Source organism: Sphingorhabdus sp. (assembly GCF_046154385.1).
Taxonomy (GTDB): domain Bacteria; phylum Pseudomonadota; class Alphaproteobacteria; order Sphingomonadales; family Sphingomonadaceae; genus Sphingorhabdus_B.
Genome location: NZ_JBJXFW010000049.1, coordinates 1 through 24,071 on the forward strand (window position 1 = coordinate 1; position 24,071 = coordinate 24,071).

Consider the following 24,071-nt stretch of genomic DNA (forward strand, 5'->3'; position numbering starts at 1 on the left):
TGGTGCTGCTGGGGAGGATTGAACTCCCGACCTCGTCATTACCAATGACGCGCTCTACCACTGAGCTACAGCAGCCTGCACCGAAGTTGCGGCGCTATGCGAAGGGTTGGGCTTAATGTCAAGCCGCTTGCGCGTTGCGTTGGCATTTGGCATCGGGCGATCATGTCAAAAGAGAGCGACCAGCGGCAAAAGGAACGGGCGGAGCGCTTGCGTGCGGCGCTGCGCAATAATTTGCGTCGCCGTAAAGCGGCGGGCAATAGCAGAATGGACACGGCTGTCGACGATCCCAAATCACAAGATTGACTGTGGCCCAACGCTTGCGAGCCGCCGAATCCGGGTTCCCATAAAAAAGACCCGCTGTTTCCAGCGGGCCTAACAGGAAAAAGAACTTGGCGTCATTCGACGTCGAGCCCTTCGGGTCGCAAAGTCTCTATTCACTGAAAACAGGAGTCGCTCTTGCACGGAATCATCATCTGCATCGATTACATTTGACATTTTCGGCCATCTGTTTTTTGGCTGTAGTTAAGATATTGGAAAACCGCATTTCTTGCATATTTGTGACACCGGGATTGCGTTGGCCATTATTGTGAGTGATAGCAGGTCCATGCTATATTCCTTTGCCCGACCCTTTCTGTTTCTTGCCGATGCCGAGCGCGCCCATAATCTGTCGTTGGCCGCGTTAAAGATTGCCCCGATACCGTCATCGGGTTGCACTGATCCGGTTCTTAGTCAGGATTTCGCGTCGCTGCATTTTGCAAACCCGGTGGGTCTTGCGGCGGGATATGACAAGAACGCCGAAGTTCCCCTGGAGATTTTGCGACTCGGCTTCGGATTTACCGAAGTCGGCACGTTGACCCCGCTGCCCCAGTCAGGCAACCCGCGGCCCCGCCTTTTCCGGCTTGCCGAGGATCGCGCGGTCATCAACCGTATGGGTTTCAACAATGCGGGTCAGGATGCGGCGCTTGCCCGATTGGCGAAATTATCGGGTCGGGTAAAATCAGGGCCGATCGGCATCAATATCGGTGCGAACAAGGACAGTGCGGATCGCGTCGCGGATTATGTGTCCGGCGTTCGCAAGATGGAGCCTTTTGCCGATTATCTGACCATCAATATAAGTTCCCCCAACACACCGGGGTTGCGTGCGTTGCAGGACAAAGCGGCGCTGGATGACCTGTTGGGACAAGCGATGGCAGCACGGGTGCAGGGCAAGCCCGTGTTTTTGAAAGTAGCGCCGGATTTGCAACCTGCAGATATTGATGACATTGTCGAAGTCGCCATGGCGCGCGGGGTGGCCGCGCTTATTGTATCGAACACTACAATCGGTCGTCCGGCGCTGAAGTCCCGATATTCTGGCGAGAGCGGAGGTTTGTCCGGCGCACCTTTGCGCGATCTCGCGCAGCAGCGGCTGGTGGATTTTCGCAAAGCGAGTGGAGGGCAGATTGCGTTGATCGGGGTGGGTGGCATAACCAGTGCTCAAGATGCCTATGCGCGCATTCGGGCAGGCGCATCGCTGGTGCAGATTTACAGCGCACTGGTTTACGAAGGGCCGGGCCTTGCGGCGCGCATCAATAATGGGCTGGTGCGATTGTTGAAAGCGGATGGATTTCAGGGCCTTGCCGATGCTGTCGGGGTAGATGCCTGAAAAGGGGCTTTGCCTTGGCCGCGCCGCGCCGCTAGACACAGGCTTATGAAAAGAATTTTTATCGCGCTGTTCGCACTTGCGCTGGTGCCCCAAAATGCTGCTGCCAACACTGTTGGCGTTGCGTCCTCTGCTGACCCCCGGGTGACCGAGGCCGGGATGGAAATGCTGAAGCAGGGTGGCACGGCGGCGGACGCGGCCATGGCCATGATGGTGGCGCTGACGGTGGTAGAGCCACAGTCGAGCGGTATCGGCGGCGGCGGGTTCCTGATGTATCAGGACGCAGGCAAGGGCATGTTGAGCACGCTTAACGGCCGCGAGACCGCGCCTGCTGCGGCGACGCCGGACCGTTTTGTGGGGCCGGACGGAAAGCCCATGCCCTTTTTGCAGGCGTTCCAGGGTGGCCGTTCCGTGGGCGTGCCGGGCAATGTCGCGCTGATGGCCGAGGCACACAAGAAATGGGGCAAGCTGCCTTGGGCGACGTTGTTCAAGCCTGCCATCCGGCTCGCGCAAAAGGGATATGTGGTCAACGCCACGCTGGAATCGCGGTTGAAGATGGTCGAGCGTCTATGGCCCAATTTTGACGAGGCGCGCTCTCTGTACTGGGCGGATGGAAAGCCTGTGGTGGCTGGTGCGACCATCCGCAATCCGAAGCTCGCCGCGACGTTGAAGCTGATCGCCAAGAAGGGGCCGGATGCCTTTTACAATGGCGCGGTGGCCAAGCAGATTGTCGACGCCGTCACCACCAGCAAAGTGGGTGCAGGCGACATGACCCTGACCGATCTCGAAAAATACCGCGTCAAGGAACAGGCGGCGGTGTGTGCGCCTTATCGCGTCTATGTCGTCTGCGGCATGGGTCCGCCTTCGTCAGGCGCAACCACGGTTTTGCAGATATTGGGCAGCCTGCAGCGGTTCGACATGGCGGCGCTGGGCAAGGATGCTCCCAAAAGTTGGTTCCTGCTGGGGCAGGCGATGCAGCTCGCTTATGCCGACCGCGAGAAATATCTGGGCGACAGCGATTTTGTCGAGGTTCCGGTGAAGGGCCTTTTGGACCCCGAATATCTGAAGGCGCGCTCGGCGCTGATTGATCCGGACAAGGCGCGCACCGACTATCCGGCAGGTTCACCCCCCGGCGCGATGCCACGCACTGCGGCGCTTTCAAGCGAGGTTGCGGGCACCACGCATTTCGCCGCCGTCGATGCCAAGGGCAATATCGCCAATATGACCTCGACCATCGAAAGCGTCTTCGGCAGCCAGTTGGTCGCGGGCGGTTTCTTCCTGAATAACGAACTTACCGATTTCACCTTTGCGCCTGAAAAGGACGGCGCGCCGGTCGCCAATCGCGTGATGGGTGGCAAGCGGCCCTTGTCGTCCATGTCGCCGACAATCGTCTTTGACCGCGATGGCCGTGCGGTCCTCACGCTCGGCTCTGCGGGTGGCAAGCGGATCATCATGCACGTCGCCAAGACATTGGTCGGCGTGCTTGATTTCGGCCTGCCGCTGGATCAGGCCATAGCCTTGCCCAACATCTATTTCGGGCAAGGCGAATTGCAAGTTGAAGAAGGAACCGCATTGGCGGCGATGGCCGATACGCTTTCCGGCTTTGGACAGAAGGTGCGGGCATCTGATCTGGGTTCAAAGGTCAATGGCGCACAATGGCTTTCCGGCGCGTGGACCGGCGCGTCCGATCCGCGCAGCGAAGGGACGTCGGCAACGCTTGATGACATGGGCAAGGTGACTGTGTCGGTCCCCAAAACGAACAAGGATGCACCCGCGGCGAGCATTCACTGACGCCGGTGATTTAGCGGGGACTGTCCCCTTGGGGACTGTCCCCAAAGTTTGAGTGGAACGCTGGCGTTGGGGACAGTCCCCGAAGGGACAGTCCCCGGAGATTCTAAAGGGACGGTCCCTAACGCTGGCTTCAATCTTCGGCGATCATGCTTTGGTTTTTTGTCTCCGGCAGCATCAGATACGCGATTACCGTCGCCCCGACGCAGATTGCGACATACCAGAAAAAGCCGGTTTCATTGCCCGAACTTTTGAACCACAGCGCCACATATTCCAACGTGCCTGCGAATAACGTATTTCCCACCGCATAAGGAAAGGCAACGCCCAGGGCGCGGATGTGGGCGGGGAACAGCTCGGCCTTTACCATCGCGTTATTGGCGGTGTAGCCGCCGTGCAGCGTAATCGGAATCAGGATGAGCGCCATTGCAAAAAGGGGCGAAGTCGCCGTGCCGACCAAAGTGTAAACCGGCACCGCGACTAACGCGACGCCGACACCGGCGATCAGCAACAACGGCTTTCGCCCGAACCGGTCCGCCAGGATACCGGCAATGGGTTGCAGGCAGAATGACCAGATCAATACGCCGGCGATAATCAGGGTCGCCGTTTGTTTTTCAAAGCCTGCGGTGTTGATGAGATATTTCAGCATATAAGTGGTGAAAGCATAAGAGGCGAGGCCGCCGCCGCCCGACATCACCATGACCAATATGCAGGACCGTTTATGGTCGCGCCACAGTTGTTTCAAAGAGGAATGTTGCCGTGTCTGGTCAATCTTCGCAAAGGATTTGGTTTCCGTCATCGTGCGCCGCAACAAGTACACACATAGCGCGAGTATGGTCCCGATAACGAACGGAATCCGCCACCCCCAATCGCCCAATTGCGCCTCGCTCAATATCGCTTGCAACAATAATGCGACCAATATGGCGAGCAATTGTCCGCCACTGAGTGTGGCATATTGGAAACTGGACCAGAAACCACGATGCGCCGCCGGGGCCATTTCGGACAGATAGGTGGCGCTTGATCCATATTCACCGCCGACAGACAATCCCTGAACCATACGGGCCACGACGAGGATGACGGGGGCGACAACGCCGGCTTGTGCGAAAGTAGGCGCGCAGGCAATGGCCAGCGAACCGCCCGCCATCATCAACACAGATAAAGTCAGCCCGGCCTTTCGACCATGTTTGTCGCCATAAATGCCCATGGCCCATGCACCGATGGGCCGCATCAGAAACCCGGCGGCAAATATGGCGGCGGTGTTGAGCAATTGCGCGGTCAGGTCGCCTTCGGGAAAAAACAGCGGCGCAAAATAAATGCTGAATGTCGCATAAGCGAACCAGTCATACCATTCGACCAGATTTCCGGCCGATCCGCTGATGATCGAGACGAAACGTTGCCGGTTCATACAGGCAGGGCGATCAGCGCCATTTGCCCGCCATATCCATTTTCATCCAGATGACAGCTTCGGCGGTAACTGAAAAACCGTTCGGGCTGACTATAGGTGTCTTCCCCCAAACACTGCACACGCATGACGCCCGCTGCACCCAAGCGTCCGGCGACGAATCCCTCGATATCAAATTGATAGTGCCCCGGTTTTCCAGCCCGGAAAAATCGTTCATAATCCGAAGCGGTGTCGACAAAGCGCCGGAAAAATCCTTCGTCCACTTCATAGCTTTTCTGCGCAATGCACGGACCGATGGCACAGCTTATCCGGTCGCGGCTGGCACCCAATGCCTCCATTGCGATAATCGTGTTTTCATTGATGCCCGAAATAGCGCCTTTCCATCCGGAATGGGCCGCACCCACCACCCCGGCTTGCGCGTCGCAAAAGAGCACCGGAACGCAATCTGCCGTCTGTACACCGAGCAGGATATTGGGACGGTTGGTCACCAGTGCATCGGCCTTGGGCGGACTGTCCTGATCGATTGGCCCCGCCACCGTAAGGACGTCGGGTGAATGTATCTGGTAAACTCGGGCAAGTGCTGCGCCGGGTAAAATCGATGCTATCGCTCGGCGGCGGTTCTCCAGCACATTTTCCCGCGCATCATCCGAGCCGAGGCTACAATTCAATCCCGCATAAATGCCGGTGGAAACGCCGCCGATGCGGCCCAGAAATCCGTGCGGGACATCGCCCAGATTGGTTGCTTTTATTACCGCTACATCCATAAAATTCACGCCCTCTGATGATCTTAATCGCAAGCGCCGCGCTTGACGGCAAGCCATTAGATTGCGAACCAGACCGGATGGGCAAACATATGCTGATTTTCGGAATGGGCTACACCGCATCGCGGCTGGCCGACAGGTTACGCGCGCAAGGGTGGCAAGTGACGGGCACCAGGCGGATGAGCGGGGAGGGGGCGGTGGCCTTTGACGACCGCTTTGCGGTGCTCCACGCGCTGGAAAGCGCGACGCATATCCTGTCGAGCGTCCCTCCATTGTCCGAAGCTATTGACCCTGTGCTTGACCAATATGGCAACGCCATCGCGGCCAGCCGCGCAGATTGGACCGGCTATTTGTCGTCCACCGGCGTCTATGGCGATACCGGCGGCGCGTGGGTCGATGAAAGCGCAGCCATAGGGCAGGGCCGCCGCACCGCGCGCGCCGACGCGGATCTGGCGTGGCAGGCGCTGCGGCCCGAAGTGCATGTGTTCCGCCTGCCGGGCATTTACGGGCCGGGGCGATCGGCGCTCGACCGGGTGCGCGAGGGCAAGGCGCACCGGATCGACATTCCGGACCAGATTTTTAGCCGCATTCATGTCGACGATATTGTTGGCGCGGTGCTTGCGTCCTTTGCCGGACCTTCGGGTGTCTACAATATTTCGGACGACCTGCCCGCATCGCAAAACGCGGTTATCGAATATGCGTGTGACCTGACAGGTGCCCAATGGCCACCGTTGCTCAGCCTTGAAGACGCGCAACTTTCACCGATGGCGCGTGGATTCTATGCCGAAAACCGGCGGATATCGAACAGGAAGGCCAAACGCCTCTTTCAGTGGATTCCGCAATATGCCGATTATAAGCAAGGACTTAAGGCGCTATATGATGCGGCAAATTAAAAAGATGATTGACCATGTTGGATCTATCGGCCTAGCCTCGTGTTAATTCGGCTGCAGACCGGACGTTACTGATGTTAACGGGAGAATTATTTTGGCAACTATCGCCGCTGATTCAAAAATGGGTGCCGTCAAGGCTCCTTCGCTTTTACTGATATTAAGCGAGCTGCCCCGCGCCTTGCTCGAAACCGGATCGCTGCCTTGGGCCGCGCCGTTTCTGTTGCAAGCTCCCAAGGGAGACGGTCATCCCGTGATGTTGTTGCCGGGCTTTATGGCTTCGGAATTTTCGATGCGGGCCTTGCATAGCTATCTCAAAAAACTGGGCTATGACCCATATCATTGGGAATTGGGCCGTAATCTGGGCCATAAGGCGGTGGGACATGAAGGCGAAAAGATGATTGCCCGCCTTGACGAAATCTACGCCAAGACCGGCAAGAAAGTCAGCCTCGTCGGCTGGTCGCTGGGCGGGTCGTTCGCACGGATGCTGTCGCGCCGCCGTCCTGATCATATCCGTCAGGTCATTTCTCTGGGTTCACCGATCACCGGCACGCCCAAATCGACAAATGCCTGGCGCGCCTATCAATATGTGACCGGACAAAAGCTTGATGATCCCAAGATGAAGGAGCAGGTGAGCGAAGGCCATGCCGTCCCGCCCGTGCCGTCCACCGCCATTTTCTCGCGTACCGACGGCGTGGTCGCCTGGCAAAATTCGCGAGAGCCCAAGTCGAAGACCACCGACAATATCGAAGTGCGCGGCAGCCATTGCGGCCTGGGCGCGAACCCTGCGGTTTTGTGGGCCATCGCCGACCGGCTGGCCCAGCCCGAGGATGGCTGGAAACCGTTCGAACGCACCGGCGCCCGTGCTCTGGTCTATCCGTCGTCGGGGCATTAACCCCCTTTCCATTCGGGTCATTCAACCCTAACAGGGCCATTATGTGGCACCTTCATCAATATCCGCTTTGTCCGTTCTCGCGCAAAGTGCGTTTGCTATTGGGGGAAAAGGGCGTTCCTTATAGTTTGGTGCGCGAAAATCCTTGGGAGCAGCGGGACGATTTTCTGCAAATGAACCCGGCAGCACGCACGCCTGTGATGCGCGATGCCGAACGGAACATAACATTGGTCGATTCCGTCGCCATTTCGGAATATATTGACGAAACCGTTTCGGCCAATCCGATGATCAGCGGCACGGCCCAATATCGCGCCGAAATCCGCCGTCTGGTCGCTTGGTTTGACGAGCAATTTTACGGCGACGTGACACAGCCCCTGTTGCACGAACGGATGAAAAAGCGCCTGATCGACCGCCAACCCCCCGACAGCCGCGTGCTGCGGGAGGCGATGAAACTGGCCAATGGGCACCTTGAATATGTCGATTACCTGATCGACCACCGTGCATGGATGGCAGGATCAGTGATGAGCATGGCTGATCTGGCGGCGGCGGCACAGATTTCCGTTGCCGATTATCTGGGCGGTATCGACTGGACCGGGCATGAACAGACCAAGGCATGGTACGCCATGTTCAAATCCCGCCCGAGTTTCCGGCCATTATTGTCCGAACGCATGGAAGTCATCGCGCCGCCGAAACATTATGAGCAGGTGGATTTTTAGGTCCTGATCCTAGCCTTTAAGTTCGGCTGCTATTTGGTTGGCAGGCTAGAGACTTTACAAGAGCTTCGCTCTTTTTCACTTCCCTTTGTGCCTTTGTGCCTTTGTGCCTTTGCGTCTTTGCGTGAGATTACCCTCTCCCCTTCAGGGGAGAGGAGCGAGACTTGGCCGCAAGGCCTAGTCGCAGCGGAGAGGGGGAGTTGGCGCACGACCCTCACCGTCGAGCCCCTCACCAACTGCGCCTAGGCCTTGCGGCCAAGGCTTCGTATCCTCTCCCCTAAAGGGGAGAGGGGGAAACATCACCTCAACCCTCCGCCAATTCCTTCAACTGTTCCGCACACGTCCCCCAGCCTTGCTGGAATCCCATGTCGTCATGTTGCTTGGCGGTGGCCTCGTCCCAGTGGCGCGAGCGGGCGGTGTAGCGGGTTCCGTCGCCTTCGGGTGCGATTTCCCAAATGCCGAGCATGAAGGGTGCGGATGGCATCAAGCTGCCGTCCGTACCCCGCACAACAGCGTCCGTGGTTACGAAACGAACGCCGGGAACGACCTCGAGAAATGTTCCTTCCAACCGATGCTCTTCGCCTTCCGGACCCTTCATTACCATCGCTGACCGCCCGCCTGCATACCATTGCTGCTCAATGATTTCCGTCCGCCAGGGCTTGGGGCACCAATATTCTTCCATGCGATTGGTCATGATGTCCCAGACCTTTTCCGGCGGCGCGGCGATGTAAGTGCTTACCGAAAGCTCCCAGCTATTTTCTTGCGTTGCGGTCACATGCGTGCTCCTACCAGGCCAAAGGCTGCGCCCTGGGGATCGGCCGCGACCAGGCTGTAATCGCCGCCGGGGATTTCGATGGGTTCCTGAATGATCATGCCGCCATGGGCCGAAATGGCCGCACAGGCGGTATCGATATCGGGCACGCGGAAATAATAGGTCCAGAACGGCACCGGCATTTCTGCCATTTTCGGCATGACCGCACCCAGCATGAACCGCTTTGCGCTGTCCCACCAAAATTCATATTTGCCCATCGGGCCCATATCCATGTCGCTCTCCTGCACCCAGCCGAACTGCGCGCCGTAAAAGGCTTTTGCGGCGTACGGGTCGGTGGTGGACAGTTCGTTCCATGCACAATGGCCGACCATCGGAGTGTCGGCGGCAAAGCTGGTGCTTTGGGCATCGGACTTGTCGGCAGGCGGTGTGGGTTTCATGATGTAGAACATCACCCCTTGGGGATCGGCGACAAAGGCCGCGCGCCCGACGCCTTCGATATCCCACGGGTCCATATGGATGCTGCCGCCTGCGTCCTTGATTGCGGCGGCGCAGGCATCGACATCGGACACAAGGATATAGCCCATCCAGCAGGGGTGCGCGCCGCCTGCCTGCATCTCGGCCGTCAGGGGAAGCAATCCGGCGACCGGCCCGTCGGACGCGGAAATCATCCGGTAATCCATCTGCGCATCGCTATGTGCGTCGATGTCCCACCCGATAACCGCCGCGTAAAAATCACGCGCACCTGCGGCATCGCTGGTCATCAACTCATACCAGATAAAATCGCCATGATTATTGGCCATGTCCTCTCTCCTCCATTTTGTCAGGGACGACCCCTGCTGGATGGCATGCGCTCGCCCACGGCAGGCGAGCGCATATCGTCCAATTAGCGTGCGGTATCGACGATCGGTACGAAGCCGCCCATAATCATGCGCTTGCCGTCAAAGGGCATCGAATCCGGGCCCATGGCGGCAAAACGTTCGTCTTCCATCGCGGCTTTGTTGCCGCTGTCGCGGGCTTCTTTGGATGGCCAAGCGATCCACGAAAAAACGACCGTTTCGTCATCAGTTGCCTCAACCGCGCGGTAATAGTCGGTGACTTCGCCGCGCATCAGGTCTTCGCCCCATGTTTCGACAACGCCGGTTGCGCCATGGTCGATGAATACCGGCGCAGCCGCTTCGGCAAGTGCCTGATAGTCGGCTTGCCGGACCACGGGCAGCGGGATGACAAAGCCGTCAATATAGCCAGCGCCCTTGTCATTGCCTTCGGACAGGATGGGCGCAAAGCCCGAATAGATCATCCGCTTGGTGTCGAAAGGACATTCGGCCATTTCGGCCATACGCGGGTCGGACATCATTTTCTGGCTGGCTTCGTCGCGGGTCAGCTTGTCCGGATATTCGCACCAGCTGAAAACGACTGTCTCGTCATCCTTGGCCTGAACCGCCCGTTTGAAGTCGGTCATCGTGCCGTCGGGGATATCCTCACCCCAACATTCAACCATCCGGGTCATGCCGAATTCCTTGAAGATCGGCACCGCGCTTTCGGCATGCTGCCGGTATTTTTCCTTGTTCGCGGTGGGAACCGCCAGCACAAATCCTTCGATATACATGTCGTCTCTCCTTCGGTTCTGCCCCCACTAATTCACATTATGTCCGGGTTGTTTCGCGCAAATGCATCGAGTTGCGCGGTCATTGCGGCCTTGAATGCTGGCCGCGACGTTCCACGTTCGACATAAGCGACCAGATTATCATGTGCGGCTACCAACTTATCTTCAGGGGCGGTTCGAAGCACATCGACCATCACGAGATCACCTATGGTAAACCTGTCTTCCAACCAGTCTTTGGTACCGAGTGCGTTCGACAGCATTTCCAATCGATTTTCGGCGAAAGGTCGCACTGCATTTTTTGCATCGTCCGCCCAGTTCTTTTCAGCGCCAGCATGTCCCACTAGCATCAATGCCGACAATGCTGGCTCAACGCTGTTCAGGGCTGCGATCATCCAGCTTATGGCGCGTCCGCGGCCTAAGGCATCGCGGGGTAATATCCGCTCATCCTTCTCGCCAAGGTGGATCAGGATCGATCCTGTTTCGAACAAGGAAATACCTTCAGCCTTATATACAGGCACTTGGCCGAAGGGCTGATCGACCAAATAATCCGACGCCTTGTCTTCGAATATTCCGCCGATCAGGCGTTCACGATAGGGCGTGGCGATCTCTTCCAGTGCCCATCGAATCCGCATATCTTTCACATAACCATGCGCAAAGGGCGGCACCCATTTGAATGCTGTGATTTCTACGCCGGCGTTGGGATCGACAGGCATTTCAGGATCCTTTGCCCAGCGGATGCCCGATGGACCAGCGGTAACCGAACGGGTCCTTGATCTGCCCGTAACGATCGCCCCAAAACATATCGGCGGGTGGCATGGTGGCTGTGGCCCCTGCCGCAACGGCGCGGGCGAACCATGCGTCGGCGTCGTCGACCTGAAGATGCAGGGTCAGGCCGCTGCCGCCTGCGACGTCGGCTTCGGACGGGTCGACAAATTCGGGAAATTCGTCGTGCAGCATCAGGGATGCGCCGTTGATGTGCACATGCGCGTGCATCAGGCGCTTGCCATCTTCGGCGAGCATCCGGCGGATCTCTATCGCGCCAAAGGCGTTGATGTAGAAATCGATCGCTTCGGCGGCGCGGTTGTCACCGATCTGGATGTGCGGGGTCAGTCCGCTCGTGGGTGCATGCTCCTCTGCCATTTCCTCTCTCCTTCTCTCCGTCACTTTTGCGTGAACAACATGATGACATAGCGTTGCAGGTGCATGACGCTGTCGCGGGCAATTACCGGATGGCCATTGGCTTTGGCCAATATGAAAGCGCCCTGCAGGACGGCCTGAATATGGTAAGCAAGGCTGAACGCTGTAACGCCCTCGGCGATCCTGTGGGTGTCGATGGCCTGTTGGATATTCTCGGCCAGCCGCAGCGCATAGGCGCGTATGCTGGCGTCGCAGGCGGCGCGGATGGGGTCGCTGCTGTTATAGCTTTCCTGCACCATCGTGCCGACAAAGCAGGTGAAATCCTCTGCCGGGCCGTCGAGCATCGAAAGTCGGAAGTCGATATGGCCCATCAGGCGGTCGAGCGGATCGGGAATGCGGGTCCAGTCGGGCAGGGTGAAGATGCGTTGTTCGGCAATGTCGGTCCATGCACCCGCGGCGGCTACTGCAAGAGCCTCTTTCGAGGCGAAGTGATGGAAAAATGCGCCCTTGGTGACGCCTGCGCCCTGACAGATTTCATCGACGGAGGTGGCGGAAAAACCCTTGTAGCGCACCGTCGCTATGGCGGCGGCGATCAATTTTTCACGCGCAGAACCGGGCGTGGAGGCAGGCATGCTTTGGGCAGTTCGGGTGCGACTCGGCGACATATGAAGTAGGATACCGACCAGTTGGTATGTGTCAACAAAAGCCTCTCCAAGCTTCAGCGGAGTCAACAAACCGAAAATGGTGTCCGGAATAAAGCTTGAAATATCAGCTAGTTTTAGCTATAACCAAAGATATATTTCGATGAAGTTGAGTGAGCAGCGTGGTGTCGCCAAAGTTCCGTAAAAACATGTCTGCCCATTGGCGAAAGGGTGAAAACGCCAAGGGCAAACATGCATAAAGCGACGGCTTGCTTCGTGTCCTTATTATGCCGTGCAGGGAATTTCCAAATGATGTGTGGGCAGGGTTAAGCGTAAATTAGCCCTGATTTTACAACCCCGCGTAACAATCTTTCAATGATCGGGGAAAAAGAAATGGTGTCGACAGTCTCGACCGTCGCCTATCTGGGGCTGGAAGCACGCAGTGTCGAAGTGCAGTGCCAAATTGCCCCGGGGATGGTGGGCTTCGCAGTCGTCGGCTTGCCCGACAAGGCGGTTGCCGAAAGCCGGGAACGGGTGCGCGCCGCCATATCCGCTCTGGGGCTGGCGCTGCCACCCAAGCGGATAACGATTAACCTGTCACCTGCCGACCTGCCCAAAGAAGGCTCGCATTATGATTTGCCAATCGCTTTGGCGTTGCTGTCGGCGATGGGGTTGGTCGATGCGGAAACGCTGGCGCATTATGTCGTGGTCGGGGAACTTGGGCTTGACGGCAAGGTTGCCGGGTCGCCGGGCGTATTGCTTGCCGCCCTGCACGCATCTTCGCGCGATATGGGCCTCATTTGTCCGGCGGTGCAAGGGTCGGAGGCCGCATGGGCCGGGCAAATTGAGGTCGTTGCCGCGCCGGACCTTCTGGCCTTGCTGAATCATCTGAAGGGGCATGCGTTGTTGCGGGCACCTCAACCAGGTGTTGCCGATCCGCCAAAAGCGGGGCCAGACATGAAAATGGTGAAAGGTCAGGAAACGGCGAAGCGGGCGCTCGAAATTGCTGCGGCGGGTGGACATAATCTATGTTTGGTCGGGCCACCGGGGGCAGGCAAATCGCTACTGGCATCTTGTATGCCGGGAATTTTGCCCGAGTTGACACCGGCCGAAGCGTTAGAAGTGTCCATGATAACTTCGGTTGCGGGCGGCCTTGAAAATGGACGACTCGTTCGCAGCCGACCATTCCGGAGCCCGCATCACAGCGCGTCAATGCCGGCATTGGTCGGCGGCGGCATGCGTGTGCGGCCGGGGGAAGTTAGTCTGGCCCATTTGGGCGTATTGTTTCTGGACGAATTGCCCGAATTTCAACGTGGCGTGTTGGACAGTTTGCGCCAGCCATTGGAAACGGGTGAAGTCAGCGTTGCACGGGCCAACAGCCATGTGACCTTTCCTGCAAATTTCCAGCTGGTTGCTGCGATGAATCCGTGCCGATGCGGCCATTTGGGCGATGCGGCACTGGCCTGCAGCCGGGCACCGCGCTGTGCCTCAGACTATCAGGCGAAAATTTCCGGGCCTTTGCTGGATCGCATCGATTTGCACGTCGAAGTGCAGGCGGTCAGCGCGGCTGATCTGGTATTGCCGCCTCCTGCAGAAGGGTCTGCCGAAGTTGCCGAGCGCGTGAATGCGGCGCGGCGGATCCAAAGCGCGCGTCTGGACGGAACGGCGCTGCGTACCAATGCGGAACTGGATGGTGACATGTTGGCTGCTCATGCAACGCCCGATGATGCCGGACAAAAATTATTGGCTCAGGCCGCAGAAGCCATGCGCCTTTCGGCAAGAGGGTATACGCGGATTTTAAGGGTGGCGCGGACTATTGCAGATCTGGCCAACGCCACACAGACGGGGCGCATCCACATTGCCGAGGCACTCAGCTACCGTCGGCAAGCACCGCGGAACTGATGATGGATAACGCCGATACCGGTCGTGGTGCGGATGGCGGGACTCGAACCCGCACGCCCAAAAGGACAACAGATTTTAAGTCTGTAGCGTCTACCATTCCGCCACATCCGCGTGCCGATAGCGCAGACAACATAATTACAGTGTGGTCAAGTCGCTTTGGTAAAACAGCTTATTTGTTAAGCTGTTCGCGTACTTCTTTACCGGGCTTGAAATAGGGGACGCGTTTTGACGGCACCTCAACCGATGCGCCGGTGCGCGGATTGCGTCCTTTGCGGGGGCTGCGTTCGCGGGTCGAAAATGCGCCAAAACCACGCAGTTCAACTCGTCCGCCATCGGAAAGTCGCTGGATGATCTGGTTGAAGAACAAATCGACAATCTTCTCGATTTCTTCGGTTTTGAGCTCGGGGTTCTCGCTCTCCAGTTTTTTAATCAACTCGGACCGGATCATGGGCAAAGTCCTTCATTCTATTTTCAAGTCGATACCCGAGTTTATAGAAGCCATGCGACCAAAGGGAACCGGCTCGGGAGCGTCGCAAAGCTGCCAGATTATTTTTTATTTTACAACGCTTTTGCGCCACGAACGCCGCTTCAAAGACATAAAAAACCCGCCCTTGTTTCCAAGAGCGGGTCTTTCTGTCCCAAAATTAGAACTTTTGTTAGAAAGCCGCAGCTTACTTCTTCACACCTTTCAGTGCTTCGCCAAGAATGTCGCCAAGCGAAGCGCCCGAGTCGGACGAACCATATTGCTCTACAGCTTGCTTCTCTTCGGCAAATTGCAGGGCCTTTACAGAGAAGTTGGGCTTTTTCGAACGGTCGAAGCCGGTGATCATCGCATCGAACTTCTGGCCAACCTGGAAACGGTCAGGACGTTGTTCGTCGCGATCACGGCCAAGGTCAGCGCGCTTGATAAAGCCGGTTGCGCCGTCTTCGCCTGCCTGAACCTCAAGGCCGCCGTCGCGCACTTCAAGAACGGTAACGGTTGTGGTCGCACCTTTCTTCAGGCCGCCTGTCGAAGTTGCACCTGCCGCAGTAGGCGCACCCTTTTCGATCTGCTTGATACCAAGCGAAATGCGCTCTTTCTCTGCGTCGATGTCAAGCACGATTGCCTTGACGGTTTCGCCCTTGCGGTGAAGATGCAACGCTTCTTCGCCCGAAATACCCCATGCGATATCCGACATGTGAACCATGCCATCGACATCGCCATCGAGGCCGATGAACAGACCGAATTCGGTCGCGTTCTTGACTTCGCCTTCGACGGTCGATCCGACCGGGAATTTCTCGGCAAAGCTTGCCCAAGGATTGTCCTGGGCCTGTTTGAGACCAAGCGATATGCGACGCTTTTCCATGTCGATGTCGAGCACGATAACGTCGACTTCCTGGCTCGTCGAAACGATCTTGCCAGGGTGGACGTTCTTCTTGGTCCAGCTCATTTCCGAAACATGGACGAGACCTTCGATGCCGGGTTCGAGTTCGATGAACGCGCCATATTCAGTGATATTCGTAACCGCGCCCTTAAGCTTGGTGCCAACCGGATAATTTTTGACCGCGGCATCCCAAGGATCGCTTTCAAGCTGCTTCATGCCAAGGCTGATGCGCTGTGTGTCCTTGTTGATACGAACGATCTGGACCTTGACGGTGTCACCAATATTGATGATTTCGCTCGGGTGGTTGATGCGCTTGTAGCTGATGTCGGTAACGTGCAGCAGGCCGTCGATACCGCCCAGATCAACGAATGCACCATAATCGGTGATGTTCTTGACAACACCGTCGATGATTTGACCTTCGGCAAGGTTCTGGATGAGACCGGTGCGCTGTTCTGCGCGGGTTTCTTCAAGGATCGCACGGCGCGATACGACGATGTTGCCACGCTTGCGGTCCATTTTCAGGATGACGAAGGGCTGGGCAATGTCCATCAGCGGCGCAACGTCGCGCACAGGGCGGACGTCAACCTGGCTGCCGGGCAAGAATGCAACGGCGCCGCCAAGATCGACAGTGAAGCCACCTTTGACGCGGCCGAAGATAACACCGTCAACGCGGTTGCCAGCTTCGAATTCGCCTTCGAGGACGTCCCATGCAGCTTCACGGCGTGCACGGTCACGGCTCAGCATTGCCTCGCCGTTCATATTTTCTACGCGGTCGACATAGACTTCGACTTCGTCGCCAACTTTCAGGTCGGCTTTCTGGCCGGGCATAGCGAATTCACGCAGCGCCACACGGCCTTCGGATTTGAGACCCACATCGATGACAGCATGGTCATTGTCGATTGCGGTTACGGTGCCTTTTACGACGCGGCCTTCAAAGCCACCGTCTGCGCCACCAAGTGATTCGTCGAGAAGTGCCGCGAAATCGTCGCGGGTCGGGTTTGGCGAAGTTGCCATAGGTTAGAGTTTCCTTACGTACTTTTTATCCGGCCAATCGGTTGGTTCCGATGGTCTTTGACCAGAGCTGCCTTATTACCCGAATAGCAATAAAGCGTTCAAAAACAGATTGTTGTACTCGAAATCACTGTCATGCCGAACTACTTTCAGCAACTTACTCCAGCCGGTACGGCGATATAGTAAGACCCTGAAACAGGTTCAGGGTGACGGGTGTTTCTTTGTGAACACTCCGGCTACGTCAGCTCCGGTGAAGTTTAGCCTCCACCAGCGCAATAGCAGCTTGAACGGCGCCGCCTATAGTCAAATCGCCCGTATCAAGCAAGAGCGCGTCTGCCGCTGGTTTTAGCGGTGCGTTTGTCCGCCCGATATCGCGCTCGTCGCGGGCACGAATATCCGCCAAAATGCTTTCAAACGACATGGCTTCACCCCTGCCAATCATTTCGGCATGTCGCCGTTCTGCCCGAATCACGGCATCCGCGGTCACGAACAGCTTCGCATCTGCATCGGGCGCAATCACCGTTCCGATATCCCGCCCGTCGAGCAATGCCCCGCCGGGTTGATGGGCAAAATCAACTTGGCGTTTATTCAACGCGGCGCGCACTTCAGGATGCACAGAAACACGACTGGCAAGCCCGCCAACGGCTTCACTGCGCAGAGAGACATCGTCCAAAACCGCTTCAGGAAAATCGCACGCCTTGCACGCATCAAGCGGGTTGTCAGGATCACCGTCATTTTGCAGCACTTGGAATCCGACGGCACGATAAAGCAAGCCGGTATCCAGAAAGGGCAAGCCATAATGTGCGGCCAATGCTTTGGCGATGGTGCCTTTGCCCGATGCTGTAGGGCCGTCGACCGCGATAATCATCGACGAATGCACGCCGGTTCAATTTGCGGGCTCATGACTTGAGCGCCCCGATTATCGTTTCAAATGTTGGAAAGCTTGTGGCGATCGGGGACACGTCGTCAACCGTGACGCCGTGATAGCAATGCTGACCCGCCACGGCGAAACTCATTGCGATGCGGTGGTCAAGTGCGCTTTTCACGGTAGCGCCTCCTTCCAGCGGCTCGCCCCCGCTTCCGTCGATGACCAATCCGTCCGCGCGTTCTTCGACTCTGGCCCCGATTGCTGTCAGGCCCGTTGCCATTAAAGCCAGCCGGTCACTCTCCTTGACGCGCAATTCATCCAGTCCGCTGGTAATTGTTCGTCCCTGCGCCATGCTGGCGGCAACGAAGAACACCGGAAATTCGTCGATCATGCTGGGTGCGACTTCGGGCGGGACTTCGATGCCGCGCAATACCGAATGGCGCGCAGTGATATCAGCCACGGGTTCGCCGCCCACTTCGCGTTCGTTGGTATAGGTCAAGTCTGCGCCCATCGCTTCCAACATCTTGTATATGCCGGTGCGGGTTGGGTTCATGCCGACATGGGTCACCGTCACCTCGCTTCCCGGAGTTATCAATGCGGCAACGATTGGAAACGCTGCAGAAGATGGGTCTCCCGGGACCTCAATTGTCTGTGGCTTCAGCTCGGCTTCGCCGGCCAAACGGATATGACGAACGCCATCTCCAGCAACCTCTACAGTCAAATCCGCGCCAAATCCGCGGAGCATACGTTCGCTGTGATCGCGAGTTTGGATAGGTTCGATCACTTCGGTTATGCCCGGTGTATTTAGTCCAGCCAGCAAAATTGCACTTTTTACCTGCGCCGACGCGACGGGTAACCGATAGGATAGAGGAATCGCGGGAACCAGACCGGTCACCATCAGCGGCAACGTACCGCCGGGGCTTGCATTAAATTCTGCGCCCATCATGCTTAGCGGATCAATGACGCGACCCATCGGCCGCCTGGAAAGGCTGGCATCGCCGATGAAAGTTGCGGTCAGCCGATGGCTGGCTACCAAACCCATCAGTAATCGTGTCGACGTGCCGCTGTTGCCCATGTCGAGCGCGCCGGCGGGCTGCATTAAACCGCCCACGCCCACGCCATGAACGGCCCAACATCCTTCGCCTATACGATCAATTTTCGCGCCCATGGCCCGCATGGCCGCCGCAGTAGCCAACACATCCTCGCCTTCCAGCAAGCCCGAAATTCGGCTTTCGCCTACCGCCAGTGCGCCAAACATCAATGATCGGTGCGATATGGATTTGTCGCCCGGAACCTTTACGATGCCGCGTAGGGGGCCCGATCTATGGAAAATGGCGGGGCGTGGAATGTTGTGCTGCATATTGCCTCGCGCTTTGCGGACGATGTCGGAATAAGTCAACGACCACGGTAATTTTTGACAGCATCGCGATGCTGTGGCAAAGGCCGCGCCAATTGACGGTGATTCACATATGTGGATCGCCCCTCTCAAGCAATTTTATAAAGGATTTGAGCCTGCCATGATTAAGGCTGAATGGGGAACCAAGCGCACTTGCCCGAAATGTGGTACGCGTTTCTACGATCTTACCAAGGACGAACCGGTTGAATGCATTGAGTGCGGTAACCAGTGGACGCCGGAACCGGTTTTGAAATCGAAACAGCCGCTTCCTTTTGAAGAGGTTGAAAAGAAGAAAGACGACGCTGATTTGGCGGACGACGATCTCGACATTGACGTCGATGCGGTTGATGGCGACGTGTCGCCCGATAATGATGTCGACCTGGGCGGTGACGATGATCTCGGCGTGGCCAGCGGAGAAGATGAACCCGACGATATTTAAGTCGAACTTCGTGCTTGATATATGATGGAGCGCCAGCTAGTGGCGCTCCTCACCAAATAGCCGCCTTGGTTGCGGCATGATGGGGCCTTAGCTCAGCTGGTAGAGCGCTACACTGGCAGTGTAGAGGTCAGGGGTTCGACTCCCCTAGGCTCCACCAGTTTTTCGCTAAAGCTACGGCTGGGAACCCAGCTTGGTGGTTGGCGGATTTGGTCGGCGCACTGGCCAAAACCCTATCCTTGCCCTAAAGGCCACCCCATGCATTTTCTTGACCAAGCCAAAATTTTTATCCGGTCGGGCGCTGGTGGCCCGGGGGCCGTCAGTTTCCGGCGCGAGAAATATGTCCAATATGGTGGTCCCGACGGCGGCAACGGCGGTAAGGGCGGCGACATCATAATTGAGGCTGTTGCTGGTCTGAACACGCTTATTGACTTTCGTTATGCACAGCATTTCAAAGCCATGCGTGGAATTCAGGGCATGGGACGCGACCGGCATGGAGCTTATGGCGACGATCTGGTCATTCAGGTTCCCGTGGGGACACAAGTTCTGGCGGATGACGAAGAACGCAGCCTGTTATTGGATTTGACTGAGGTCGGCCAACGTGTCATTTTCCTTAAAGGTGGTGACGGCGGGCGAGGCAATGCCTCTTATAAAAGCTCTACCAACCGCGCGCCACGGCAACATGGTCCAGGTTGGCCCGGCGAGGAGATGTATGTCTGGCTGAGGCTGAAGCTGCTGGCTGACGCTGGATTGGTCGGGATGCCCAATGCCGGCAAATCGACATTCATCAATCAGGTTTCGAACACCAAGGCGAAAGTCGGTGCATATCCATTCACGACGACCCGTCCCCAATTAGGGGTGGTGGAGCATAAAAGCCGTGAATTTGTCATTGCCGACATTCCGGGCCTGATTGCTGGTGCAGCGGAGGGCGTCGGTATTGGAGACCGCTTTCTTGGGCATATCGAGCGGTGCCAGATATTGATCCATCTGATCGATGCAACGCAAGACGATCCGATTGAAGCCTGGCATATCGTGTGTGAGGAATTGAGCGAATATGGTGCGGGACTTAGTGAAAAACCCCAGATCGTGGCGCTCAACAAGGGCGATTTGCTTGATCCTGAATTGATGGCGGATATTTCAGCCCAATTGCAAGAAGCAGGCGCGCAGGATGTTATCGCTATTTCGGGGGCCACAGGGCAAGGCGTTGATCTTGTGCTTGACCGCGTGCTTGCGGCGTTGCCCGCAAAAAGTGGCCTTGAAGGCGCAAAAGCCGACGGCCTAACCGAGGATGGGACATGGTCGCCGATCTGAATCCTGCTGCCTTTCCTGCAAATATCTGCCCTTTGCTGGTCGTAAAGGTAGGATCGTCGTTGCTGGTGCAGCCCGATGGTGGCGTGCGGCGGGACTGGCTCCAAACTCTGGTCGCAGATATCAGTTTGCGGCATCAGGCGGGGCAACGGATAATTGTCGTAACTTCAGGAGCGATTGCGCTCGGTGCCCGCAGGCTGGCTTTCGATAAAGGTGGGCGTGGAAGCCTGGCTGACGCACAGGCGGCGGCATCGGTCGGGCAGATCATACTATCCGGCATATGGGCCGAATTGTTAAGCGCGCAAGGCTTGGCGGCCGCGCAGATGCTTGTGACATTGGACGATTTGGAAGAGCGGCGCCGCTATCTGAATATTGCAGCAACTCTTGACCGCCTGATCGGTGTTGGTGCAATCCCCGTCATTAACGAAAACGACAGCGTGGCGACGGAAGAAATCCGCTTTGGCGATAATGATCGCTTGGCCGCTCGCGTTGCACAAGCTGCGGGTGCATCAGGCGTCGTTCTGCTTTCCGATGTCGACGGTTTATATGACCGCGCGCCTCATCTTCCGGGTGCGACGCTATTACCGCATGTTGAAAAAATTGATGGGCGCGTTCGCATCATGGTTGCGGAAGGGTCTTCATCGGGAATGGGTTCAGGCGGCATGGCTTCCAAGCTGGATGCAGCCGATATCGCGACGCGTGCGGGCATTGGCCTGACCATTACTTCCGGCTTGCATCCCCATCCACTCGCAACCCTTACGACAGGTGGCCGGGCGACCTATTTTTCCCCACGGGCAGGCGGTTCCGCGCGCAAGGCATGGTTAAGCGGCCGATTGACGGTAAAGGGCCGGATTAGAGTCGATAAGGGTGCGATTAAAGCATTAAAGGCGGGAAGCAGTTTGCTTCCGGCTGGAGCCATTGGTGTTGACGGCGAGTTCAAGCGTGGCGACGTTATCGACATCAGCGCCGATGACGGACTCGCTTTCGCACGAGGGCTTTCGGAATATGATGCCGTCGACGCTGCCCGCATTTGCGGACATAGATCCAGCGAACTGGGCGACATTCTCGGAACGGTTCCGCGCTCTGTCCTCGTCCACCGTGACCAGATGGTTTTGCTTTGAAGACGGTCGCTCTGACCGGTGCCACCGGATTCGTCGGAAGGATAACAGTTGACCGGTTGGTTGCGGCAGGGTGGCAAGTCCGGGCTTTAACCCGCCGTGATCAGGCTAGCAGGCCGGGTGTGATATGGATCAATGGCGCACTGGATAATCCTGAAAGCCTCAGAAAATTGTGCGAAGGCGCTGACGCCGTGTTGCACGTCGCCGGTGTCGTCAATGCACCTGATGCGGAAGGCTTCGAAGCCGGCAATGTGACCGGCACTGCCAATATACTTAGCGCTGCCAAAGAAGCTGGCATCGCGCGGTTTGTCCATGTGTCGTCGCTTGCCGCAAAGCAGCCCCATCTGTCGATGTACGGTGCAAGCAAAATGCGGGCAGAAAATCTGGTTCAAGAAAGCATTTTCGACTGGACTATCATTCGGCCTCCCGGCGTTTACGGACCCGGCGATACCGAAATGCTGGATATGTTTCGTCTCGCGAGCAAAGGTTGGGCATTGTTGCCCCCCCCCGGCCGAATATCGGTGATACATGTTGATGATCTGGCCCGACTGCTGGTCGCGTTGGTGCCTTCTCAACCCGGCGTTTCGTCCCGGATTTTTGAAGACGATGATGGCGTTGTCAACGGTTGGAGCCATGAATCTTTTGCGCGCGCTATCGGTGCTGCAACCGGCAAGCGGCTAAGGGTTTTTCATGCTCCGCGATTTCTGCTGAAAGTGGCAGCATCGGGGGATAGTTTTTTTCGTGGACGAAAAGCCAAGCTGACACGGGACCGGGCGAGTTATCTCTCACATCCCGATTGGACCATTGATGCTGGTGCAAAGCCTCCGTCCGAGTTGTGGGTACCAATGATCGAGACTTTACAGGGGCTGAAAGAAACCACCGACTGGTACAAGGCGCAAGGGTGGCTATAAATTGCCCTCTTGCCGCCTTAATCGGTTGCCATAGCGCGGCAAAACAAAAGGATTTGATATGACCGAGCGTAGCGAAATGTTTGATCGGCTGAAGGGCCTGATCGCACCATTCAATAAAAAGGGTGTTGAAATTTCCGAAGTGACGACCTTTGCGGGTGATCTTGAATGGGATAGCCTCACGGTGATGGACTTTGTTGCCGAGGTTGAGGATGATTTCGATATCGTCATAAGCATGAACTTGCAGGCAGAAATTGAAAATGTCGGCCATCTTGTCGACGCGGTAAAGAAGCTGGCGGATTGATCCCATGACCGACCTGTTTTCAAAATTCGACGCACTGATCGCCCAACGTGAAGGCTTGCTGGCGACAGGTGTGAAAGACCCGTTCAGCCTTGTGATGGAAGAGGTGAAATCACCCACCGTTGCTGTCTGCAATGGCAAGGAAACTATCTTGCTGGGCACCTATAATTATATGGGCATGACCTTCGACGATGATGTCATTGCAGCGGGTAAGAAAGCACTCGAGGAGTTCGGTGCCGGAACCACCGGCAGCCGCGTGCTTAACGGAACGTTTTTTCATCATCGCGATGTCGAACAAGCGCTCAGGGAATTTTACGCGATGGACCATGCGATGGTCTTTTCGACGGGCTATCAGGCAAACCTCGGAATCATAAGCACCATCGCTGGCAAAGGCGATTACATCATTCTCGACATCGACAGCCACGCATCGATCTATGACGGCTGCAAGATGGGCGACGCCGAAATCGTCGCTTTTCGCCATAATGATGTTGAGGCGCTGGAAAAAAGGCTGAAGCGCCTCCCTGCTGAAGCCGGCAAGCTGGTGGTTCTCGAAGGCGTCTATTCAATGCTCGGTGATGTTGCTCCGCTGAAGGAAATGATACGCGTTTCCAAGGAGGCTGGCGCGATGATCCTGGTCGATGAGGCCCATTCAATGGGCTTTATCGGTGAAAACGGGCGCGGCGTGGCCGAAGAGCAGGGCGTGATCGACGATGTCGATTTTGTTATCGGTACTTTCTCCAAATCGGTTGGAACTGTCGGCGGCTTTTGCGTTTCGAACCATCCAAAGTTCGAAATCATGCGCCTTGTCTGCCGTCCTTATGTTTTTACCGCTGCGTTACCGCCAAGCGTGATGGCATCGAGCGCGGCGTCAATCCGCAAGCTGATGCACAATGGCAACAAGCGCGCGCATTTGTGGGAAAATTCACGGACATTACATAAGGGTTTGCGCGATCTTGGTTTCAAACTTGGCACAGAAGAAGCGCAAAGCGCGATTATCGCGGTCATCATGCCCGACCTCGAAAAAGGCGCAGCCATGTGGCAGGCTTTGCTCGAAAACGGCCTTTATGTGAATCTCGCCCGCCCACCTGCAACCCCTGCTGGAATGACATTGCTGCGCTGTTCGCTATGTGCCGAGCATACGAGCGATCAGGTTGCGGACATTCTTGACCGGTTTGAACGGGCAGGGAAAGCGGTCGGGATTATCTGATTATTGCGCTGATGCAGCCT

25 protein-coding genes and 3 tRNA genes are annotated in these 24,071 nt (G+C 56.8%); 14 read left to right on the forward strand and 14 right to left on the reverse strand.

Annotation, left to right across the window (positions count from 1 at the left end):
* Nucleotides 1-75 (reverse strand) — tRNA-Thr (locus tag ACKVOS_RS10695).
* Nucleotides 76-162: 87 nt separating this feature from the next.
* Between ACKVOS_RS10695 and ACKVOS_RS10700 the strand changes: the two genes are divergently transcribed.
* The 3 genes from ACKVOS_RS10700 to ggt all read left to right on the forward strand — a co-directional run bounded on the left by ACKVOS_RS10700 (nt 163) and on the right by ggt (nt 3,430).
* Nucleotides 163-303 carry a hypothetical protein gene (locus ACKVOS_RS10700; protein ID WP_409211999.1) on the forward strand — a complete coding sequence of 47 codons (141 nt, stop codon included), beginning with the start codon at nt 163-165 and terminating at the stop codon, nt 301-303.
* Nucleotides 304-604: 301 nt separating this feature from the next.
* Nucleotides 605-1,642: a quinone-dependent dihydroorotate dehydrogenase gene (locus tag ACKVOS_RS10705; RefSeq protein WP_409212000.1), complete on the forward strand. Its 1,038-nt coding sequence runs from the start codon at nt 605-607 to the stop codon at nt 1,640-1,642.
* A 45-nt stretch (nt 1,643-1,687) separates the two neighbouring features.
* On the forward strand, nt 1,688-3,430 hold the full coding sequence (ggt, locus tag ACKVOS_RS10710; RefSeq protein WP_409212001.1) for a gamma-glutamyltransferase: 1,743 nt from the start codon (nt 1,688-1,690) through the stop codon (nt 3,428-3,430).
* A gap of 130 nt (nt 3,431-3,560) precedes the next feature.
* Here ggt and ACKVOS_RS10715 read toward each other — a convergent pair whose 3' ends face one another.
* Entirely contained in the window at nt 3,561-4,829 is a 1,269-nt protein-coding gene (locus ACKVOS_RS10715) for an MFS transporter (protein ID WP_409212002.1), read from the reverse strand.
* Entirely contained in the window at nt 4,826-5,590 is a 765-nt protein-coding gene (pgeF, locus tag ACKVOS_RS10720) for a peptidoglycan editing factor PgeF (protein WP_409212003.1), read from the reverse strand. The genes ACKVOS_RS10715 and pgeF overlap by 4 nt, the downstream gene beginning before the upstream one ends.
* An 89-nt stretch (nt 5,591-5,679) precedes the next feature.
* On the opposite strand from pgeF, the gene ACKVOS_RS10725 reads away from it, so the two are divergent.
* From ACKVOS_RS10725 to ACKVOS_RS10735, 3 genes are all read left to right on the forward strand, one after another.
* Nucleotides 5,680-6,480, forward strand: a complete 801-nt coding sequence (locus ACKVOS_RS10725) for an SDR family oxidoreductase (protein ID WP_409212091.1) — start codon at nt 5,680-5,682, stop codon at nt 6,478-6,480.
* Nucleotides 6,481-6,571: 91 nt separating this feature from the next.
* Nucleotides 6,572-7,369 (forward strand): esterase/lipase family protein, encoded by a 798-nt coding sequence (locus ACKVOS_RS10730; protein ID WP_409212004.1) that lies wholly within the window; start codon nt 6,572-6,574, stop codon nt 7,367-7,369.
* 41 nt (nt 7,370-7,410) lie between these two features.
* Nucleotides 7,411-8,082 carry a glutathione S-transferase family protein gene (locus tag ACKVOS_RS10735; protein WP_409212005.1) on the forward strand — a complete coding sequence of 224 codons (672 nt, stop codon included), beginning with the start codon at nt 7,411-7,413 and terminating at the stop codon, nt 8,080-8,082.
* Nucleotides 8,083-8,383: 301 nt separating this feature from the next.
* Here ACKVOS_RS10735 and ACKVOS_RS10740 read toward each other — a convergent pair whose 3' ends face one another.
* From ACKVOS_RS10740 to ACKVOS_RS10765, 6 genes are all read right to left on the reverse strand, one after another.
* The gene (locus ACKVOS_RS10740; protein ID WP_409212006.1) at nt 8,384-8,854 is read right to left on the reverse strand and encodes an SRPBCC domain-containing protein; all 471 of its coding nucleotides are present in this window, start codon (nt 8,852-8,854) and stop codon (nt 8,384-8,386) included.
* The gene (locus ACKVOS_RS10745) at nt 8,851-9,651 is read right to left on the reverse strand and encodes a VOC family protein (protein WP_409212007.1); all 801 of its coding nucleotides are present in this window, start codon (nt 9,649-9,651) and stop codon (nt 8,851-8,853) included. Before ACKVOS_RS10745 ends, ACKVOS_RS10740 begins: the two co-directional genes overlap by 4 nt.
* Nucleotides 9,652-9,734: 83 nt before the next feature.
* On the reverse strand, nt 9,735-10,457 hold the full coding sequence (locus ACKVOS_RS10750) for a DUF1428 domain-containing protein (RefSeq protein ID WP_409212008.1): 723 nt from the start codon (nt 10,455-10,457) through the stop codon (nt 9,735-9,737).
* A 32-nt stretch (nt 10,458-10,489) separates the two neighbouring features.
* Nucleotides 10,490-11,167 (reverse strand): glutathione S-transferase family protein, encoded by a 678-nt coding sequence (locus ACKVOS_RS10755; protein WP_409212009.1) that lies wholly within the window; start codon nt 11,165-11,167, stop codon nt 10,490-10,492.
* A gap of 1 nt (nt 11,168) precedes the next feature.
* A complete protein-coding gene (locus tag ACKVOS_RS10760; RefSeq protein ID WP_409212010.1) occupies nt 11,169-11,594 on the reverse strand; it encodes a VOC family protein in 426 nt (141 codons plus the stop codon).
* Between the two features lie 20 nt (nt 11,595-11,614).
* Nucleotides 11,615-12,256: a TetR/AcrR family transcriptional regulator gene (locus ACKVOS_RS10765; protein ID WP_409212011.1), complete on the reverse strand. Its 642-nt coding sequence runs from the start codon at nt 12,254-12,256 to the stop codon at nt 11,615-11,617.
* A gap of 369 nt (nt 12,257-12,625) precedes the next feature.
* Here ACKVOS_RS10765 and ACKVOS_RS10770 point away from each other — a divergent pair, with 369 nt between their 5' ends.
* Nucleotides 12,626-14,134, forward strand: coding sequence for a YifB family Mg chelatase-like AAA ATPase (locus ACKVOS_RS10770; RefSeq protein ID WP_409212092.1), 1,509 nt, complete (start codon nt 12,626-12,628; stop codon nt 14,132-14,134).
* A gap of 25 nt (nt 14,135-14,159) precedes the next feature.
* On the opposite strand, the gene ACKVOS_RS10775 is transcribed toward ACKVOS_RS10770, so the two are convergent.
* From ACKVOS_RS10775 to aroA, 5 genes are all read right to left on the reverse strand, one after another.
* A tRNA-Leu gene (locus ACKVOS_RS10775) sits at nt 14,160-14,245 on the reverse strand.
* Nucleotides 14,246-14,303: 58 nt separating this feature from the next.
* The gene (locus ACKVOS_RS10780; protein ID WP_373475926.1) at nt 14,304-14,582 is read right to left on the reverse strand and encodes an integration host factor subunit beta; all 279 of its coding nucleotides are present in this window, start codon (nt 14,580-14,582) and stop codon (nt 14,304-14,306) included.
* Between the two features lie 223 nt (nt 14,583-14,805).
* On the reverse strand, nt 14,806-16,512 hold the full coding sequence (gene rpsA, locus ACKVOS_RS10785) for a 30S ribosomal protein S1 (protein WP_409212012.1): 1,707 nt from the start codon (nt 16,510-16,512) through the stop codon (nt 14,806-14,808).
* Nucleotides 16,513-16,750: 238 nt separating this feature from the next.
* Nucleotides 16,751-17,377: a (d)CMP kinase gene (locus ACKVOS_RS10790; protein WP_409212013.1), complete on the reverse strand. Its 627-nt coding sequence runs from the start codon at nt 17,375-17,377 to the stop codon at nt 16,751-16,753.
* Nucleotides 17,378-17,408: 31 nt separating this feature from the next.
* Complete coding sequence (gene aroA / locus ACKVOS_RS10795) at nt 17,409-18,737, reverse strand: 3-phosphoshikimate 1-carboxyvinyltransferase (protein WP_409212093.1); 1,329 nt, start codon at nt 18,735-18,737, stop codon at nt 17,409-17,411.
* A gap of 157 nt (nt 18,738-18,894) precedes the next feature.
* On the opposite strand from aroA, the gene ACKVOS_RS10800 reads away from it, so the two are divergent.
* The 7 genes from ACKVOS_RS10800 (at nt 18,895) to spt (ending at nt 24,051) form a co-directional block, all read left to right on the forward strand.
* Complete coding sequence (locus ACKVOS_RS10800) at nt 18,895-19,212, forward strand: TIGR02300 family protein (RefSeq protein ID WP_160354679.1); 318 nt, start codon at nt 18,895-18,897, stop codon at nt 19,210-19,212.
* Between the two features lie 81 nt (nt 19,213-19,293).
* A tRNA-Ala gene (locus ACKVOS_RS10805) sits at nt 19,294-19,369 on the forward strand.
* Nucleotides 19,370-19,467: 98 nt separating this feature from the next.
* Nucleotides 19,468-20,520 carry a GTPase ObgE gene (gene obgE, locus ACKVOS_RS10810; RefSeq protein WP_409212014.1) on the forward strand — a complete coding sequence of 351 codons (1,053 nt, stop codon included), beginning with the start codon at nt 19,468-19,470 and terminating at the stop codon, nt 20,518-20,520.
* Complete coding sequence (gene proB, locus ACKVOS_RS10815; RefSeq protein ID WP_409212015.1) at nt 20,505-21,638, forward strand: glutamate 5-kinase; 1,134 nt, start codon at nt 20,505-20,507, stop codon at nt 21,636-21,638. The genes obgE and proB overlap by 16 nt, the downstream gene beginning before the upstream one ends.
* A complete protein-coding gene (locus tag ACKVOS_RS10820) occupies nt 21,635-22,546 on the forward strand; it encodes an NAD-dependent epimerase/dehydratase family protein (RefSeq protein ID WP_409212016.1) in 912 nt (303 codons plus the stop codon). Before proB ends, ACKVOS_RS10820 begins: the two co-directional genes overlap by 4 nt.
* A 58-nt stretch (nt 22,547-22,604) precedes the next feature.
* Nucleotides 22,605-22,847, forward strand: coding sequence for an acyl carrier protein (locus tag ACKVOS_RS10825; RefSeq protein WP_409212017.1), 243 nt, complete (start codon nt 22,605-22,607; stop codon nt 22,845-22,847).
* A gap of 4 nt (nt 22,848-22,851) precedes the next feature.
* On the forward strand, nt 22,852-24,051 hold the full coding sequence (spt, locus tag ACKVOS_RS10830) for a serine palmitoyltransferase (protein WP_409212018.1): 1,200 nt from the start codon (nt 22,852-22,854) through the stop codon (nt 24,049-24,051).
* The last annotated feature ends 20 nt before the right edge of the window (nt 24,052-24,071 follow it).

Bases quoted from the DNA above. Each gene is read 5' to 3' on its own strand.
- ACKVOS_RS10700 (WP_409211999.1), top strand. From the start codon at position 163: ATGTCAAAAGAGAGCGACCAGCGGCAAAAGGAACGGGCGGAGCGCTTG.
- ACKVOS_RS10705 (WP_409212000.1), top strand. From the start codon at position 605: ATGCTATATTCCTTTGCCCGACCCTTTCTGTTTCTTGCCGATGCCGAG.
- ggt (WP_409212001.1), top strand. From the start codon at position 1,688: ATGAAAAGAATTTTTATCGCGCTGTTCGCACTTGCGCTGGTGCCCCAA.
- ACKVOS_RS10715 (WP_409212002.1), bottom strand. From the start codon at position 4,829: ATGAACCGGCAACGTTTCGTCTCGATCATCAGCGGATCGGCCGGAAAT.
- pgeF (WP_409212003.1), bottom strand. From the start codon at position 5,590: ATGGATGTAGCGGTAATAAAAGCAACCAATCTGGGCGATGTCCCGCAC.
- ACKVOS_RS10725 (WP_409212091.1), top strand. From the start codon at position 5,680: ATGCTGATTTTCGGAATGGGCTACACCGCATCGCGGCTGGCCGACAGG.
- ACKVOS_RS10735 (WP_409212005.1), top strand. From the start codon at position 7,411: ATGTGGCACCTTCATCAATATCCGCTTTGTCCGTTCTCGCGCAAAGTG.
- ACKVOS_RS10745 (WP_409212007.1), bottom strand. From the start codon at position 9,651: ATGGCCAATAATCATGGCGATTTTATCTGGTATGAGTTGATGACCAGC.
- ACKVOS_RS10750 (WP_409212008.1), bottom strand. From the start codon at position 10,457: ATGTATATCGAAGGATTTGTGCTGGCGGTTCCCACCGCGAACAAGGAA.
- ACKVOS_RS10755 (WP_409212009.1), bottom strand. From the start codon at position 11,167: ATGCCTGTCGATCCCAACGCCGGCGTAGAAATCACAGCATTCAAATGG.
- ACKVOS_RS10760 (WP_409212010.1), bottom strand. From the start codon at position 11,594: ATGGCAGAGGAGCATGCACCCACGAGCGGACTGACCCCGCACATCCAG.
- ACKVOS_RS10765 (WP_409212011.1), bottom strand. From the start codon at position 12,256: ATGTCGCCGAGTCGCACCCGAACTGCCCAAAGCATGCCTGCCTCCACG.
- ACKVOS_RS10770 (WP_409212092.1), top strand. From the start codon at position 12,626: ATGGTGTCGACAGTCTCGACCGTCGCCTATCTGGGGCTGGAAGCACGC.
- ACKVOS_RS10780 (WP_373475926.1), bottom strand. From the start codon at position 14,582: ATGATCCGGTCCGAGTTGATTAAAAAACTGGAGAGCGAGAACCCCGAG.
- rpsA (WP_409212012.1), bottom strand. From the start codon at position 16,512: ATGGCAACTTCGCCAAACCCGACCCGCGACGATTTCGCGGCACTTCTC.
- ACKVOS_RS10790 (WP_409212013.1), bottom strand. From the start codon at position 17,377: ATGATTATCGCGGTCGACGGCCCTACAGCATCGGGCAAAGGCACCATC.
- aroA (WP_409212093.1), bottom strand. From the start codon at position 18,737: ATGCAGCACAACATTCCACGCCCCGCCATTTTCCATAGATCGGGCCCC.
- ACKVOS_RS10800 (WP_160354679.1), top strand. From the start codon at position 18,895: ATGATTAAGGCTGAATGGGGAACCAAGCGCACTTGCCCGAAATGTGGT.
- obgE (WP_409212014.1), top strand. From the start codon at position 19,468: ATGCATTTTCTTGACCAAGCCAAAATTTTTATCCGGTCGGGCGCTGGT.
- proB (WP_409212015.1), top strand. From the start codon at position 20,505: ATGGTCGCCGATCTGAATCCTGCTGCCTTTCCTGCAAATATCTGCCCT.
- ACKVOS_RS10825 (WP_409212017.1), top strand. From the start codon at position 22,605: ATGACCGAGCGTAGCGAAATGTTTGATCGGCTGAAGGGCCTGATCGCA.
- spt (WP_409212018.1), top strand. From the start codon at position 22,852: ATGACCGACCTGTTTTCAAAATTCGACGCACTGATCGCCCAACGTGAA.